Below are 15994 nucleotides of genomic sequence, written 5' to 3' on the forward strand. Positions count from 1 at the left end.
CGAGTTCTCATCCCCGTCATCAGCGCCAGAAGTGTCCGAGTCCGTAGTAGCTCAACCAGTAGAGCGTCCGGAGCCAGTCCAGGTAGCCCATCCGGCGGCCCGGGGCGGGTGCGGGACGGGTGTCGTCCTCGCGGGGTTCGCTCCCGGAGTCGTCACGGACGTCCTCGACGGGGGCGGAGACGGGTTCCGGTTCGACGGAAGTCGTTCCCTCGTCGCCGCGATCATCGATCGGGGTCTCCCCGGGTTCGATGCTGCGGGGCAGCCGCGGCTGGCGGTGCTCCCCCGCGCCGACCGCGGCGGCGGCGTCGATCAGTCCCGATCCGCATCCGGCCCAGCAGTTACGGCTGAGCGGTCGGGCGGTGTCGGTGATCCGGGTCTTGATCTGGTCGGGGGTCAGACCGGGTTCCGCGTGGTGCAGCAGCGCCGCGACACCGGAGACCAGCGGGGTGGCCATCGAGGTGCCCTCGTAGTAGGCGTAGGCCGGGGAACCGGGGGTCCTGGTGCCGGTGTTGAGGGTGGACAGCACACCCGCACCGTTATTCATGTCACCGCCCGGGGCGGTGATGTCGAGGACGTGGCCGTAGTTCGAGTAGCTGGCCGGGGCACCGGTCTCACCCGACGCGCCGACCGTTATGACGTTGTCGCAGTTGGCGGGTTGTACCCTACTGGCATCGATGGCGTCGTTGCCGGCAGCGACGACGACGGTGGCGCCACGTTCCACGGCGAAGTCGATGGCCCGCTGATAGGTCCGGGAGCAGCGCCCCTGCCCGCCGAGGGAGAGGTTGATGACCGACGCCGGGTTGGTGTTCTCCGGTGCGCCGTTGACACGTCCACCTGCGGACCAGATAATGGCGTCGGCGATGTCCGAGGTCAGACCGCCGCACTTACCCAGGGCACGGACGGGCAGGATCCGCGAGCCGGGGGCGGTTGCCGCCACGCCGATGCCGTTGTTCGTGGCGGCGCCGATGGTGCCGGCGACGTGGGTGCCGTGCCAGGAGGAGTTCGCTCCTTCCGGATTGTTGCATTCGCCGGGCAGGAACCAGTCACCGTTGTCCTGCGGGTTGCTGTCCCGGCCGTCGCCGTCCCGGGAGCTCCACGGATCGGAGATGAAGTCGTATCCGTCGAGGACCCGGGCGTCGAGGTCGGGGTGCGGCAGGATTCCCGAGTCGACGACGGCGACAACGGTACCTCCCGCGTCGGGGGTGGTGGTCCAGGCGGTGTCGACGCGGGCGCCGTTCGGTCCGTGGATGGGCCACTGCTTGTCGTAGTAGCGGTCATTCGGGGTGGAGAAGATCGTCATCCGGGCGTCGGGTTCGACGTAGTCGACCTTGTCGTTCTTCCGCAGCGACTCCATGAAGTTCTCGGCTTCGTCGGCGTTGAGCTTCCGGTCGGTCGCGACGACGAGGGCTCCGGTCGCGGTCTCCGAGACTTCGGTGGTCCTGGTTCCGGCGTCACCGGCGGCGCGGCCGAACACTCCGGCGCGACCGTTGTCGGTGACGAGTTCGTCGAGATCCGGGTGCTCGCCGTCGCGGTAGGCGACGATGAACCGGTCCATGCCGTCGGCGTCGGGTGCGGTGTCGTCGTGCGGATCGAGCCGGGTGTTGTCGTCGGGGTTGTTGATGACGGTGGGGTCGTGGTCGGCGTTGGCGTCCTGCGCGACCGCGGGCGAAGTGACCGCCAGGATTCCGGAGGCGACGACGGTGCTGAGGGTCAGCGCCGCCACGAGGGACCGGCGGCGGGCCGGCTGGCGGGACGTGGTGGTGTCAGCGTTGGGACGGGGTCCTACGGTGCGGACTCCAGGGGAAAAGGGCATTGGCAGATGCCTTTCAGGTCGGTTGCATCAACCACACAGTTGATGCAAATGTTTTCTAAATGACACCGTAACGTTACATTTGGCACCACTCTCCCGACAGGACCCGGAAACCTCCGGAAGCCCGCGGATCGCCAACCTGTGAACGTTGTTCCCCCTCCTCCGCTGGCCAACCGTCCCCACGGAATCAACCTGGGAATTCCATGGGACTTTGCACGCCACCCCCAAATAACCGCAACGCGACCAAACGTCGCTGTCCTGACGGGGCGGCTCCCGACATCCACCACCGGGCGTGCCCGGCCACTCGCTACGTCAGCGGATCCTGGCCTTCGCCCAGACCTTCTCCAGTGCGGCATCATCGAGATCGAAAGCGTGCACCTTCTCCAGGCGCTTCAGGACGACGGGACACAGCTTGCAGCGCTGCCGGGAACGACAGCACTTCTTCTTTCCCCCCTTGGCGGCTTTGCGCCGCATCTTCATCATGTCCACGTCCACGAGCCTATTACCGGACTCCCCCGTCGACACCTGCCGCAATGAGATCAGGCACTCGACCACCCCCGTAAAGGGCGAAACCCGCCCAGAGGCGAACTCCCGGGCGGGTCGGACGCGAAAAGGTGGTGTCAGAGCTCGTCGATGTCCCGACGGCGGGGCAGGACGATCGGGCGGGCGTGCGCAATCTCCTCGACGATCCGGATGACCTGGCTGGAATACCCGAACTCGTTGTCGTACCAGACGTAGAGCACGAGATGGTTTCCCTGCGCGATGGTGGCCAATCCGTCGACGATGCCGGCCTGCGTGGTGCCGACGAAATCCGTGGACACGACCTCCGGGGACTTGATGTACCCGATCTGCTGACGCAGCACGGACTTCAACGACACGTCCCGGAGGTAGGTGTTCACCTCGTCGACGGTGGTCTCCTTGTCCAGGGTCAGGTTCAGCACCGCCATGGACACGTCCGGGGTCGGCACCCGGATCGCGTTGCCGGTGAGCTTGCCACCGAGTTCCGGAAGCGCCTTGGCCACGGCCTTCGCGGCCCCGGTTTCGGTGAGCACCATGTTCAACGTCGCGGCCCGCCCACGCCGCTCACCCTTGTGGAAGTTGTCGATGAGGTTCTGGTCGTTGGTGAAGGAATGGACCGTCTCAACGTGTCCGAAACTCACGCCGAAACGATCATTGACGGCCTTGAGTACGGGGGTGATCGCGTTGGTGGTGCAGCTCGCGGCGGACAGGATGCGGTCCCCATCCGTGATATCGGAGTGGTTGATCCCGTAGACGATGTTCTTCAGATCCCCCTTACCCGGTGCGGTCAGCAGAACCCGGGCCACACCCTTCGACTTCAGGTGCTGTTCCAGGCCCGCACGGTCGCGCCACCGCCCGGTGTTGTCCACCACGACGGCGTCGTCGATACCGTATTCCGTGTAGTCGACGGTCGCCGGATCGGATGAGTAGATCACCTGGATGGGAGTGCCGTTCGCCCAGATGATGTTCTTCTCCCGGTCGATGCTGATGGTGCCGTCGAACTGGCCGTGGACGGAGTCACGGCGCAGCAGTGAGGCACGCTTCTCCAGGTCGATGTCGCCGTTCTTCCGGACCACCACAGCCCGGAGCCGCACCCCTAGGCCACGGCCCTCGCGGGCGACGAGGATGCGGGCCAGGAGCCGCCCGATCCGGCCGAAGCCGTAGAGCACCACATCGGTCTCGGGGGTCTCCGCCGCGGTGCCGATGACCTCGGCGAGTTCCTCCTCGAGGAAGGTCCTGAGGTCACCGGCCCCCTGCTCCCGGAAGCGGGTGGCCAGGCGCCCGATGTCGATGGATGCGGTACCCAGATCCATCTCGACGAGCTCCCGGACGATGGGCAGGGTCGCGGCGAGGGACATCTCCTGCTCCGTGATCCGGCGCGCGAAACGGTGTGATTTCACGATGTCGATGGCGGTGACGTTCTCGAGCAGCCGACCGTAGATCGAGGTGACCACGTTGCGCTCCCGGTGCAACCGGCCGAGCAGCGGCACCATCTCCTCCGCGAGTGCGAGCCGTTCATTGAAGTTCCGGTGGGTGGCGGTCAGGTCGGTCATGGGTGTGTGACTTCCTCTTTCAGACGGGTCGGCGGCACTGGATCAGGGGTGTATGCGGGCAACGCGACATACCAACACCAAGGTATCCAACATCCCGGGGGAAGTGTCCGTTTTGATCACCCCCGGGGGCAGTTCCGATGAAGCGTCAGGCACCGGACAATCGCCGCAGGATCGAAACGGCGGATCCGCCGGTCACGTGATCCACCCCGGTACCCGCCCAGGCCGCGAACATCTCCGTGTCCCCCGTGTGCCCGGCCGCCGCCCTCAGCGGGCGCATGACCGCGTTCACCGCCGGATACACCGCCGGGACATCCGCACCCACGCCCTCGGTGAATGGGGTCGCCACTCCCCTGGCCGGCCTGCCGGAGTAGGCCCGGGTGACGACTGTCCGGGGTGCACCGGCGAGTGCCGCGCGGTGCACCGGTGCCGTACCGGCCTCGTCCGAGAGCAGCAGCGCCGTGCCACACGCGACCGCCACTACACCGGGGAGTGCGAGTGCCTCCGCCACCGAGACGGCGTCCGACAATCCACCGGCGGCGACGATCGGCACCGCACCGCCGGTGGACCGGTGGACCTCCGCCACCAGATCGGCGAGTGGCTGCGTTCCGGGTTCCTCGGCGACGGTGCAGGTCGCCCGGTGTCCACCGGCCCCCGGGCCCTGGACGATCAGCGTGTCGATCCCGCGGTCCACCGCCTCGCACGCCGCCCGGGCATCGGCGACCGTGGCCCAGGCCTCGATCCCCGATGCGTGGAGCCGGTCCACCTCCGCTGCGGTGAACAGGCCGAAGGTGCACGACACGGCAGCGGGTCTCCTCTCCTTCCCGGCACCGCACACTGCGTCGAGCTTGGCGGCGAACCGGTCCGTCGGGTCCGCGTCCCGGAGCCAGTCTGGGACCCGGCCCGGATCGAGTCCCAGCTGACGCATCCGGTGCTCCAGACCCCGCGCGTAGTCCACCACGGCGGCGAGATCGGCGGCGTCGGGGTCGGCCTGCGGATAGAAGAGGTTGACTCCGAACCGGGCGGCACGGGTCTCCGCCATCTGCGCCACCAGTTCCTCCGCCCCCAGGTATCCACCGGCGAGGAATCCGAGTGACCCGGCCGCGTCCGCGGCGTCGACGAGTGCGGGCGTGGACGGGCCACCGGCCATGGGGGCGGCTATGACCGGGCAGGAGAGGTCGTGGACGATGCTCATGGCGCCCAGGCTAACGGCACGCAGCTGATGGCGTACCCTGACGGGAGTCACGATCTCCACCCCCGTCCGGCCGTTTGTCTGAAAGTTGCACCGAAACATGAGCGAGAGCACCCCCCACAACGATCCGGCGTCCGAGGCAACCCGCCGCCGCACCTTCGCGGTGATCGCCCACCCGGACGCCGGTAAATCCACCCTGACCGAGGCACTCGCGCTTCACGCCCACGTCATCAGTGAAGCGGGTGCGGTCCACGGCAAGGCCGGACGCAAGGCGACCGTCTCCGACTGGATGGAGATGGAGAAGGACCGCGGCATCTCCATCGCCTCCTCGGCGCTGCAGTTCGAGTACGCCCCCGCCGGGCACGAGGGTGAGCCGTACATGATCAACCTCGTCGACACCCCCGGTCACTCCGACTTCTCCGAGGACACCTACCGGGTGCTCACCGCGGTCGACGCCGCCGTCATGCTCATCGACGGCGCCAAGGGACTCGAGCCGCAGACGCTGAAGCTCTTCCGGGTGTGCAAGGCCCGCGGCCTGCCGATCGTCACCGTGGTCAACAAGTGGGACCGCCCGGGCAAATCGCCGCTCGAGCTGATGGACGAGATCGTCGCCGAGATCGGGCTGCAGCCCACCCCCCTGTTCTGGCCGGTCGGCGAGGCCGGTGACTTCCGCGGACTCGCGCGCCTGGACACCGACGGGGAGATCGAGGAATACATCCACTTCATCCGGACCGCAGGTGGTTCCACCATCGCACCGGAGGAGCACTTCACCCCGGATGAGGCCGCGGAGAAGGAGGACGTCGCCTGGGAGACCGCCGTCGAGGAGGTCGAACTGATGACGGCGGACGGTGCCGTCCACGACCGGGATCTCTTCCTCGACTGCACCACCTCCCCCGTCATCTTCGCCTCCGCGATGCTCAACTTCGGCGTCCACCAGATCCTAGACGCCCTCTGCGAACTCGCCCCCGGTCCGGCTGCCCGGCACACGGACCCGAAGGTCCTGGCGTCCGCGTCCTCCGCGGTCGACGAGTCACGGGCGCCGGGCGACGACTTCTCGGGTGTGGTGTTCAAGGTGCAGGCGGGCATGGACCGCAACCACCGCGACTCCCTCGCCTTCATGCGGGTCGTCTCGGGCGAGTTCTCCCGCGGCATGCAGGTAACCCACGCACAGAGCGGGCGCAGTTTCTCCACGAAGTACGCGCTCACCGTCTTCGGCCGGACCCGCTCCACCGTCGAGGCCGCCTACCCGGGTGACATCGTCGGTCTGGTCAACGCCGGTTCCCTCGCACCGGGCGACACCATCTACGAGGGCCGCAAGGTCCAGTTCCCGCCGATGCCGCAGTTCGCCCCCGAGCACTTCCGCACCCTGCGGGCCAAGTCACTGGGCAAGTACAAGCAGTTCCGCAAGGCACTCGAGCAGCTAGATTCCGAGGGCGTCGTCCAGGTCCTCAAGAACGACGCCCGCGGCGATGCCGCACCGGTGATGGCCGCAGTCGGCCCGATGCAGTTCGAGGTCATGCAGGCCCGGATGCTCGCCGAGTACAACGTGGAGACCGTCACCGACGCCGTCCCGTACACCGTGGCCCGGCGTACCGACGCGGCAACCGTCCCGGAACTGGCGAAACAGCGCGGCGTCGAGGTGTTCACCCGCACGGACGGCGAACTGATCGCCCTGTTCGGCGACAAGTGGCGGCTCCAGTTCATCGAGAAGGAGCACCCCGAGTTCACGCTCGAGGCACTCGTCGCCGACTGATCGGCGGCAGGGCCCGGTCAGCCGATGACCGGGTCAGTGACCGGGCGCCGCAGGACCAGCGCGACAGGTCCCGGTGTGCCTCCGCCGGAGGCGCATCCGCCCCCGGCACCGGCGGCCGGGCAACAGGAACACCCGCCCCCGGAGCAGAGCGCGCCGAGGGGTGCGCGGGACAGCCTCCCCATCCGCTCCAGACGCTCGATCGCGGCGTCGACCAGATCCGGGTCGAGCCCGGTCTGACGGACGATGGCCGAACGGTTCACCGCTCCCCGCACGATGGCCTCGGAGACACTGGTCAACGGCCCCGCCATCACAGCACCAGCCTGAGTGCGTTGAACACCAGGACGGCCAGTGCCCAGGCACCGGTCAGCTGAACGGCGGTACCGACCACCGTCCACCACAGCCCGATCTCGCGTCGTTGGGCCGCGAGCGTCGCCACGCATGGCGTATAGGCCAACAGGAAGATCATGAAGGCCCACACCGCGGCCAGGGCGTGCCCGCCGGAGGCCTCGGCGAAGTCCACCCGGATCGCGGCCGCGAGCGGACTCTCGGCCTGTTCCTCCGGGTCGGCGTCCGTCGGATCCTCGACCGCGTAGGTCTGCGCCCAGGACGAGATCACCGCCTCCTTGGCCACGAAGCCCGTGATCAACGGCCCGGTGAGCGACCAGGTACCGAAGCCCGCGGGACCGAACACCGGGGCCATCGTCGAGGACACGGCACCGTAGGCACTGTCCTGGGGCGGCAGGTCCTCGTCACCGAAACCGTATCCCCCGACCACCGGGGTGGACTGGAGCGCCCAGACCACGATGACCGTGGCCACGATGATGCGGCCGGCGGTGTGCAGGAAGCCCTTCAGCCGCATCCACATCACCGACAGCGCCAGCCTTGGTCCGGGGAGCTGGTAGACGGGGAGATCGATGACGAGGGGTTCGGAGCCGAGTGTCCGCCAGACCATGGTGCGCAGTCCGAGTCCGGTGAGCACCACGAGCCCGAGGGAGATCAGGTACATCACGAACACCACGGTGCCGGAATGCTCGGGGAAGAACACGCTGGCGACCATGACGTAGACGGTGAGGCGCGCGGAGCAGGAGGTGAACGGGACCAGCAGGCAGGCGACCAACCGTTGGCGCGCGGAACCGAGGACCCGGGTCGCCGAGATCGCCGGGACATTGCAGCCGAAACCGACGATCAACGGGATGAATGCCTTCCCGGGCAGACCGATGGCGCGCATGAGCCGGTCGGCGACCACCGCCGCACGGGCCATGTAGCCGGAGTCCTCGAGAACCGCCAGGCAGAGGAACATCAGCGCCATGAGCGGCACGAAGGTCAGGACCATGCCGACGCCGCCGATCAGCCCCTCGGTGACCAACCCGCGCAGGGGTTCCCAGGTGAGGCCGACGGTGTTCATGATCCACAACGCGCCGTCGGTGACCGGCCCGCCGAACAGTCCGTCCAGGTAGTCCTGCATCGGCGCGGCCACGGTCGTGGTGATCTGGAAGACGAGCCACATCGCCGCGAGGAACACCAGGGGCCCCGCCACGGGATGCAGCGCGACCCGGTCGATCCGGTCGGACACGCTGTCGGCGGCGGGACTGCTGGTCACGGCATCCCGGCAGACCTCGTCCACCCAGGCGAAGCGGGCGTCCTCCCGGGCGAAGTCCGCGTCCTCCCCGTCCATCCCGGTACCGTCCGATATCGCGACCGGACGGACGGGTGTCACGCAGCAGGAGCTCCGCTCGAGTTCCCGGGCGACCGTGTCCGCCAGATGATCGGACAGCTCGTTGCGCCGCGGATCGACGGCGACGACCGGGACACCCGTCGCGCGGGACAGTGCGTCGACGTCAACCGAGATTCCCCGGGACGCGGCGACATCGAGCTTCGTCAGTGCCACGACGATGCGGTAGGGCTCCTCCGCGATCTGGGCGACCAGGTAGAGGCAGCGGGCCAGGTTGGCGGCGTCGACGACCACGACCACCGCGTCGGGACGCTCGTCCACGGGATCCTCGATGAGTTTCGCGCGGGTGAACTCCTCGTCGGGGCTCATCGGATCGAGCGAATAGGCACCGGGGAAATCGATGATGTCGACGGTCCGGTCTTTCGTGGTTCCGGCACGCCAACGTCCACGGCAGACCTCCACCGTCGTCCCCGGCCAGTTCCCCATCACCGCCCGGGACCCGGTCAAGGCGTTGAACAGCGTGGATTTGCCCGCGTTCGGGGCTCCGACCAGGGCCACGACGGGGGTTCCGGGTGGCGCCGGTGCGAGCCCTCCGCTGCCGTGACAGGAAGCTCCGTGATTCTTCGCTCGGGTCGTGTGGGTGTTCATGATGTCCGTCCGCTTCGGTGATGGGGAGTGAGCCGGTGTCCGGCGGCGGGCTGTGCCGCTGGAAACCGGGGATGTGTTCAGCCGACGTAGATGTCGGTTGCGGTTCGTTTGTCGAGGGCGTAACGGGATTGCCCGATCCGGACGATCCGGGCACCACCGGAGCAGGTCTGCACGACCTCGATGCGGGATCCATTCCGGAAACCGAGTTCCGCGAGCCGCCGTCGCAGCCGTGGTTCGGATCCCGCACGAACCATCACTCCACCCGATCCGGCCTTGAGGCTGTAGAGCGGGACCGGATCGGGGTGTCCCACATCCCCGCTACCGGATTGTTCGACCATCGCCATGGTCAGTCCTCTCGACGTGGGGCCGGTCGGCCCCGGTGAATGGGTGCGCGGACCGGTAGTTGGATCGGCGGATCGGGGCTACCGGGCCGGAGGAGAACAACTGCCCTCCTGTTTGCTTAACCTACGCTCGCCAATCGCGAAAATAACCATCTAAGTGAGCCTCACTTAACGCACCCTGCGCCCGTTCGTGCCTCACGGCTTCACTACTGCATATGATCCTCATTTAGATAGGCTTCCCATGCCATAAGCTCTTCGAACCACAGCAGCTGGAATCCATCTCCGGCGCGCCGGAAAATCGCACGTCACAGCAAACGAACATCCCCCGGCGAGATGCCCGGTGCGCGGAACGACACACGGCGCCACACCCGCCGAACACACGGAACACCCGACGTTCAAATGGTTCGGCCCGGACACTGAGAATCTCACCACATTCCCCCCGAACTGAGGTATCCGAAGTGCTTCACGCGACAGATGAAGCTCTGATCGCCCATCGGGTGACCGACGACCGGGACGTTAAACTTGACGCATGACCGGAATACGCGAGACGAAGAAGGCGACCACCCGGGCAACCCTGGCCCGGTGCACCGCCGAACTCGCCTACGAAAAGGGGGTCGAGGGCATGACCGTCGCCGCCATCACGGCGGCCGCGGGAGTCTCGCAGCGGACCTTCCACAACTACTTCGACTCCCGCGAACAGGCACTGCTCGCATTCATCGAATCCAGCATGGAGAAGCTCGGCGGGAAGCTCGCCGCCCTCGCCGAGGACAGCGACCCGATCTCCGCCGTGGAACAGCTCGTCATCAACGAGGTCACCACGGGGGACATCGGCGTGGACTCATTCTTCGCCCTCGATCGGCTGACACGCGCACTGCTGTCCACGAACCCCGCGGACGCCGGCGAGCTCCAGCTCGCGGCACTCCGTGACGCGGTCGACCGGATCCTCACAGAACAGCTGGGCCTGACCGATTTCGAGGATGTGGTCGCGGTGCACGCGATCCTCCACGCCGGTTTCGTGGCGCTGATCTACCACGATTTCGAGACCCGGCACGGGCGCGACGTCGACGACCCGCTCACCCTCATCAGGAGGGCATTCACCGTGGTCCGGGGCGGCGTGGACGAGACCCCCGCCCACCGGGTTGTCAGTCGCACCCGAGTTCCGTCTTCACCATCCTGAGCACCGTCGCCCCTTCGATCCCCTGACAACGGGCCCGGGCAACGAGCACACGGAGCTCCGCGGACAGACGCTCCTCCGCTCCGGGAACCGGCTCCCCCGGAGCCAGCACCACGCTGCCGAAGCGGTGGCTGGTCTCGATGATCCCCTCCGACCGGAGCAGATCGTAGGCCTTCTTCACGGTCGCCGGGTTGATGTCCAGCGCACCTGCCACCGTTCTCACGGAATCCAGGTTCTCACCCGCGGGAAGGTCGCCACGGACGATGGCACGGACGATCCAGTCGTGGAGCTGCATGAAGATCGGGGTGTCCGAGAGGGGGTCGAGACGAATGTCCATCGGGGTGGGATCCTCCACTGCTGCGGCTTCAACTGCACCGCTCAGGCTAATACACCGGCAGTGGTCAGTGTCGGTCGGGTGCCTGCGGATAGAGTGGATCCACGGAACCCGCTGAAGGAGCACCCCAATGGAACATCCCGCACCACGGACACTCGCGGAAATCGTCATCGACGGCACGATCGCGTGCGCCGATGCCGACGCAGCTTTCGCCGCCGCACTCGGACGCACCGGGGGAATCGAGTTCAACCGCGACGACGACCGGATGGAGGTTCGCGCGGCTCGCCACAGTGCCCCGGATTACTCCACCACCGGGACCATCGTCGCGGAGATCTGCGACGGGATCTGGACCTGGCGGAGCGACAGGGCAGCCGAGGCGGCCTGGCGCTTCGATATTCCACAGTTGTCCGGCTCCCTTCCCGCCACCGACGATCTTCTCGCCGCAGCCCGTACCCTCCACGGCTGCACCCCGGGGTTGCTCGCCCCGATGCCGGACGGCACGACGGCGGTCGTGTGTCTCGATCGACCGCAACCCGAGGGGGACACCCGCACCGCCCTGATCACGGCGGCCGGGACACCGCTGGCGGGTGACGATCTCCCCCGCGCGTTGTCCGGCTTCGCGGCTATCCGCGGCCTGGACGTCCACGTCGACGGGTCCGTGTGGTCGTTCTCCGACGGTGCCGCGGCCCGTGTGGAGAACGGGCGCCTGCGGGACATCGCGGGTGGGCTCGACATCGACCCGGTCCGGGCTGATGCCCTGCTTCCTTCCATCGAATCCCAGATGTACCTGGATGCGACATTCCCCGGCGCCACAGCCACCGCCGACTCTGTGCAGGGGCTGGTCACCCTGAGCACACCGCAGGGCCACCGCATGCAGACCCGGGGGGTAGTCCTCGCCACCGTCACCGGGGACACCTGGTGCTGGGGTTGGGCCGACCGGAGCATCTCCGCGACACCCGGTACCGCCGACTGCCATCGGATCCGGGAATTCGGCCGCCGCGAAGGCATCCCGGTGTTCGTCGCCCCGGAACTTCCCCTCTCACTGGCCCGGGAACTCGATCTCGTCTCCGCCGCGAAACCGGTGCTCGGCAGGTGGTTCCACACGACGGTGCAGTTCACCGCCGACACCTGGGCGGTAGTGGTCTTCGCCGACCGTGGTCTCGTTCTCCCCGCCCCCACGGTGGCCATCGTCGGTGCGGTCATCGACACGGTCCGCGGCGTCGATCTGGGGGGAATCGACGCCCGCCGGGCGGTCGCGGCGTACTCACGGTTCCGGGCACTCGGGGGCGTTCCCGCCACCGGATACCCGGACTCCGTTCCGCTCAGGGCGCAGGACGGAACGGTGACCGTCCACTTCTCCCCCGACGGCAGGGTGATGAGCACGACGGTGGGATGACCGGCTAGGCTTGACCATGTTCTCAGGGCGGGGTGGAAGTCCCCACCGGCGGTGACACCTTCACGGTGCAGCCCGCGAGCGCCACCACACGGATGTCGTGCGGTGGGTCAGCAGATCCGGTGTGATTCCGGAGCCGACGGTCATAGTCCGGATGAGAGAGAACCTGCACGGTCGGTGTACCCGGACGTCGGCGAGCCGTACCCGCGGCACACCCGTCCTGGCTGCGACCGGGCAGTTTTTCAGCCCCGAGGATCCATGTCCACACCCCTCTTTCACATCAGGGAGAACCATGAATCCTTTCACCGATCTACTCGACGCCACGATCTCCATCGGCGGCGTCCCCATCCTCTGGCGCGAGATCATCGGCAACGCCTTCGGACTTGCCAGCGCGTACGGCGGAATGAAGCGCGTCGTCTGGGCCTGGCCCATCGGCATCGTCGGCAACCTGCTGCTGTTCACCGTGTTCCTCGGCGGGGTCTTCAACACCCCGCAGGCACTGGACCTCTACGGCCAGGCCGGCCGTCAGGTCATGTTCCTCATCGTCTCCGTCTACGGCTGGTACCAGTGGTCCCGCGCGCGGAAGCAGGGCGTCCGCGAATCCGCGGAGACCGATCCCTCCCGGTCCATCGTGACCGAGCCGCACGAGGACACCGCCGCGGTCCAGCCACGCTGGGCCACCGGACGTGAGCGCCTCGGCCTGCTCATCGCGGGCGTCGTGGGGACCGTCGGTTGCGCGATGATCTTCTCCGCGCTGGGATCCTGGGGTCCGTGGGCCGACGCCTGGATCTTCACCGGCTCCGTGCTCGCGACCTACGGCATGGCGCGCGGATGGACGGAGTTCTGGCTCATCTGGATCGGCGTCGACATCGTCGGCGTCCCCCTCCTCCTCGCCGCCGGCTACTATCCCTCCGCCGTGCTCTACATCGTGTACGGGGCGTTCGTCATATGGGGCTTCACCGTCTGGATGAAGGTGCACACGGAGTCCGGTGGGGCACCCGAACCGGACCGGGAGCACGCCACGGTCTGATCCTCCGTCCGGCGACAGAAGGTCCCGCACGCGTTACGCGTGCGGGACCTTCGCGGTCAGGACCGGGACGCCCGTAGCTAGCGGTGTTTCAGGATCGTCCGGTAGAAGTCGACGTCAACGTCCCCGGTGTGCGACGGCTCGAAGGTGGGGTTTCGGTCCTTGTCCACGAGAACGGCGCGCACGCCCTCGGAGAAGTCGTGTTCCCTCCGGAGTGCGGCACCCAGCGCGTACTCGTTTTCGAGGGCGTGTGCGATGTCCCGCGCCTCGCGGTTGGCCGCGTAGAGTTCGGCTGCCGCGACGACGGATGTGGGGCTGGATTTCGCCATCAGTTCCCGGACCCGGGCCACGAAAGCGGCGTTGCCGTGGGAGCTCAGTGCGTGGTCGATCTCCGCCCAGGAATCGTGCCCGAACGTGGCCCGGATGTCGGGGAGCAGCCCCTCGAGTTCCCCGGCGTCCACGAAGTCCAGGGGGTGGGCGTACTGCTCGAGCGCATCGTCGAGGGATTCGGCGATGACGGTGTCGATGAACCGGTCGACGTCCTCCGAGGCAATGAGATCCGTGGCGAGACCGGACCAGAGCATGTCCGCGGGCGTCAGTCGCCACCCGGTGATCCCGAGGAAAGTGGCGAGCTCCGGTATCGCCTCCCCGCACTCCCCGACCATGCGTTGCATCATCCAGGTGGTACCTACATCGGGGATGAACCCGATGGCCATCTCCGGCATCGCGGCGAACGCCTTCTCGGTGACGACCCGGTGGGAACCGTGGACGGATACACCGAGCCCACCGCCCATCGCGACGCCGTCAATGACCGCGACGATGGTTTTCGGGAACTCCTCGAGCTGCCGGTTCATCTCGTACTCGGCGCGGAAGAACCGGTCACCCGAGTCGAAGTCCCCGGCCAGCCCCTCCTCGCGGCAGGACCGGACGTCCCCGCCCGCGCAGAAACCACGTTCGGACGAGGAACAGATGATGACGCGGTGTACGGAATCATCGTCCCGCCACGTCTCCAGGGCGTCCGAGATGATGTCCACCATCTCGTGATTGAGGGAGTTCAGGGCCTTCGGCCGATTCAGTTCGAGTACACCGGTGGTGTGTCGGACGAAAGCGTTGACGAGGTTCTGGGTGGGACGTTGTTTCATGTACGAAGTCTGTCACATCACGCCACGAACGCGCCACGGTTTCAGTACGGAAAATCCCCGGGGTATGGCCCCGGAGATCATGCCGTCCCCGGCGGAGGCTACTTCTTCTTGTGCCCCGACTTATTGTCCTTCTTCGCAGCCTTGGCCGCTTCCTTCTTCTGCTTCTTCCGGGCGAGCTCCAGCTCAGCGGCGACGTCAGGCACATAGCGGAAGTCACTGCGCGGGGGACGCTCGTAGTCGTTCGTGGACTGCGGGCGCTTCGGAATCTCGGGGAGTTCGCGGTCGATCTTCTCGTAGGGGATCGTCGACAGCAGGTGGCTGATGACGTTGATGCGGGACCGCTTCTTGTCCTCGCTCTCCACCGTGTACCAGGGGGCGGAAGGGATGTCGGTGTGAATGAACATCTCGTCCTTCGCCCGGGAATAGTCCTCCCACCGGGTGATCGACTGCAGATCCATCGGGGAGAGTTTCCAGCGGCGCAGGGGATCCTCACGACGGGAGGTGAAGCGCTTCACCTGTTCCTCGTCCGAGACGCTGAACCAGTACTTCCGCAGCATGATCCCGTCCTCGACGAGCAGTCGCTCGAAAATGGGGGCCTGGTGCAGGAACCGGCGGTACTCCTGCGAGGTGCAAAATCCCATCACCCGCTCGACTCCCGCGCGGTTGTACCAGGACCTGTCGAAGATCACGATCTCGCCGGCGGTGGGGAGCCTCTCCACGTAGCGCTGGAAGTACCACTGCCCCTGCTCCCGGGAGCTGGGAGCGGGCAGCGCCTCGATCCGGCAGGTGCGGGGGTTGAGGTACTGGGTGATCCGCTTGATGGCGGATCCCTTGCCCGCGGCGTCGCGCCCCTCCATTACGACGACCACCCGGGCCCCGGTCTCGACGACCCACTGCTGCATGTCGACGAGCTCGGCCTGCAGCCTCTTCAGCTCGGCTTCATAGTGCTTCTTGGACAGCTTCGGCGGTTTCTTCGCATCCTTTTTACCCATGTTGACCAGCCTACCCTTGACGGCCGGGCGTGGTCAGCACACTTCCGTCCCCGCTCCGGAGCACACGGGAGAACGGGATCTCAGTCGACGCTGAACTCGGCCATCCGGTCCCACTCGGTCTTCCCCTCGATTAGGGTGTTGATGATCTGCGGGGTCTCGACGAGGACGGTCGGGAAGAGTTCGCAGGCCTTCTTGAAGTGATCGGAGTTGACGTGGGCCTCGGCGGCGTCGTCCTTGAAACCCTCTACGAGGATGTACTCGTCCGGATTGTCGGTGGAACGGAACCAGTCGAAGAAGAGACAGCCGTCCTCGGCCCGCGTCGCATCGGTGAACGGTGCGACGGTTTCCCGGAAGGTGTCGGCGTGTTCGGGCTGGACGTTGAAACGTACGTTGATGAGGATCATGGTGCCGATTCTAACGCAGCGCGATGGTGTCATCAGTGCAGCG

At 67.0% G+C, this 15994-nt stretch carries 15 protein-coding genes and 1 riboswitch; of the genes, 4 read left to right on the forward strand and 11 right to left on the reverse strand.

The window, feature by feature from the left end:
• Positions 1-19 precede the first annotated feature (19 nt).
• The 4 genes from JDV75_RS01755 to JDV75_RS01770 form a co-directional block, all read right to left on the reverse strand.
• The gene (locus tag JDV75_RS01755) at positions 20-1813 is read right to left on the reverse strand and encodes a S8 family peptidase (protein ID WP_198737527.1); all 1794 of its coding nucleotides are present in this window, start codon (positions 1811-1813) and stop codon (positions 20-22) included.
• Between the two features lie 309 nt (positions 1814-2122).
• On the reverse strand, positions 2123-2299 hold the full coding sequence (locus JDV75_RS01760; protein WP_198737528.1) for a hypothetical protein: 177 nt from the start codon (positions 2297-2299) through the stop codon (positions 2123-2125).
• 131 nt (positions 2300-2430) lie between these two features.
• Positions 2431-3882 (reverse strand): glyceraldehyde-3-phosphate dehydrogenase, encoded by a 1452-nt coding sequence (locus JDV75_RS01765; protein WP_198737529.1) that lies wholly within the window; start codon positions 3880-3882, stop codon positions 2431-2433.
• Positions 3883-4027: 145 nt separating this feature from the next.
• On the reverse strand, positions 4028-5074 hold the full coding sequence (locus tag JDV75_RS01770; protein ID WP_198737530.1) for a nitronate monooxygenase: 1047 nt from the start codon (positions 5072-5074) through the stop codon (positions 4028-4030).
• Positions 5075-5171: 97 nt separating this feature from the next.
• Here JDV75_RS01770 and JDV75_RS01775 point away from each other — a divergent pair, with 97 nt between their 5' ends.
• The gene (locus JDV75_RS01775; protein WP_198737531.1) at positions 5172-6824 is read left to right on the forward strand and encodes a peptide chain release factor 3; all 1653 of its coding nucleotides are present in this window, start codon (positions 5172-5174) and stop codon (positions 6822-6824) included.
• A 17-nt stretch (positions 6825-6841) separates the two neighbouring features.
• Here the strand turns inward: JDV75_RS01775 and JDV75_RS01780 are convergent, their stop codons facing one another.
• The 3 genes from JDV75_RS01780 to JDV75_RS01790 all read right to left on the reverse strand — a co-directional run bounded on the left by JDV75_RS01780 (position 6842) and on the right by JDV75_RS01790 (position 9482).
• Entirely contained in the window at positions 6842-7120 is a 279-nt protein-coding gene (locus JDV75_RS01780) for a FeoC-like transcriptional regulator (RefSeq protein ID WP_198737532.1), read from the reverse strand.
• An 11-nt stretch (positions 7121-7131) separates the two neighbouring features.
• Entirely contained in the window at positions 7132-9144 is a 2013-nt protein-coding gene (gene feoB, locus JDV75_RS01785; protein ID WP_198737533.1) for a ferrous iron transport protein B, read from the reverse strand.
• Positions 9145-9221: 77 nt separating this feature from the next.
• Positions 9222-9482: a FeoA family protein gene (locus tag JDV75_RS01790; protein WP_198737534.1), complete on the reverse strand. Its 261-nt coding sequence runs from the start codon at positions 9480-9482 to the stop codon at positions 9222-9224.
• A 532-nt stretch (positions 9483-10014) separates the two neighbouring features.
• Here JDV75_RS01790 and JDV75_RS01795 point away from each other — a divergent pair.
• Positions 10015-10662, forward strand: a complete 648-nt coding sequence (locus JDV75_RS01795; RefSeq protein ID WP_198737535.1) for a TetR/AcrR family transcriptional regulator — start codon at positions 10015-10017, stop codon at positions 10660-10662.
• Here JDV75_RS01795 and JDV75_RS01800 read toward each other — a convergent pair.
• Positions 10628-10996: a GntR family transcriptional regulator gene (locus JDV75_RS01800; RefSeq protein WP_198737536.1), complete on the reverse strand. Its 369-nt coding sequence runs from the start codon at positions 10994-10996 to the stop codon at positions 10628-10630. The genes JDV75_RS01795 and JDV75_RS01800 overlap by 35 nt on opposite strands.
• A 127-nt stretch (positions 10997-11123) precedes the next feature.
• On the opposite strand from JDV75_RS01800, the gene JDV75_RS01805 reads away from it, so the two are divergent.
• Positions 11124-12389, forward strand: coding sequence for a DUF6882 domain-containing protein (locus JDV75_RS01805; RefSeq protein ID WP_198737537.1), 1266 nt, complete (start codon positions 11124-11126; stop codon positions 12387-12389).
• Between the two features lie 14 nt (positions 12390-12403).
• A riboswitch (FMN riboswitch) is annotated at positions 12404-12556 on the forward strand.
• Positions 12557-12678: 122 nt separating this feature from the next.
• Positions 12679-13416, forward strand: a complete 738-nt coding sequence (locus JDV75_RS01810; protein ID WP_198737538.1) for a nicotinamide mononucleotide transporter family protein — start codon at positions 12679-12681, stop codon at positions 13414-13416.
• Positions 13417-13493: 77 nt separating this feature from the next.
• On the opposite strand, the gene JDV75_RS01815 is transcribed toward JDV75_RS01810, so the two are convergent.
• From JDV75_RS01815 to JDV75_RS01825, 3 genes are all read right to left on the reverse strand, one after another.
• Entirely contained in the window at positions 13494-14555 is a 1062-nt protein-coding gene (locus JDV75_RS01815) for an enoyl-CoA hydratase/isomerase family protein (RefSeq protein WP_198737539.1), read from the reverse strand.
• Positions 14556-14653: 98 nt separating this feature from the next.
• Positions 14654-15547, reverse strand: a complete 894-nt coding sequence (gene ppk2, locus JDV75_RS01820; protein ID WP_198737540.1) for a polyphosphate kinase 2 — start codon at positions 15545-15547, stop codon at positions 14654-14656.
• Between the two features lie 80 nt (positions 15548-15627).
• Positions 15628-15951, reverse strand: coding sequence for a putative quinol monooxygenase (locus JDV75_RS01825; protein ID WP_198737541.1), 324 nt, complete (start codon positions 15949-15951; stop codon positions 15628-15630).
• Between the last annotated feature and the right edge of the window lie 43 nt (positions 15952-15994).

Source organism: Corynebacterium meridianum, assembly GCF_016342265.1.
Classification (GTDB): Bacteria; Actinomycetota; Actinomycetes; order Mycobacteriales; family Mycobacteriaceae; genus Corynebacterium; species Corynebacterium meridianum.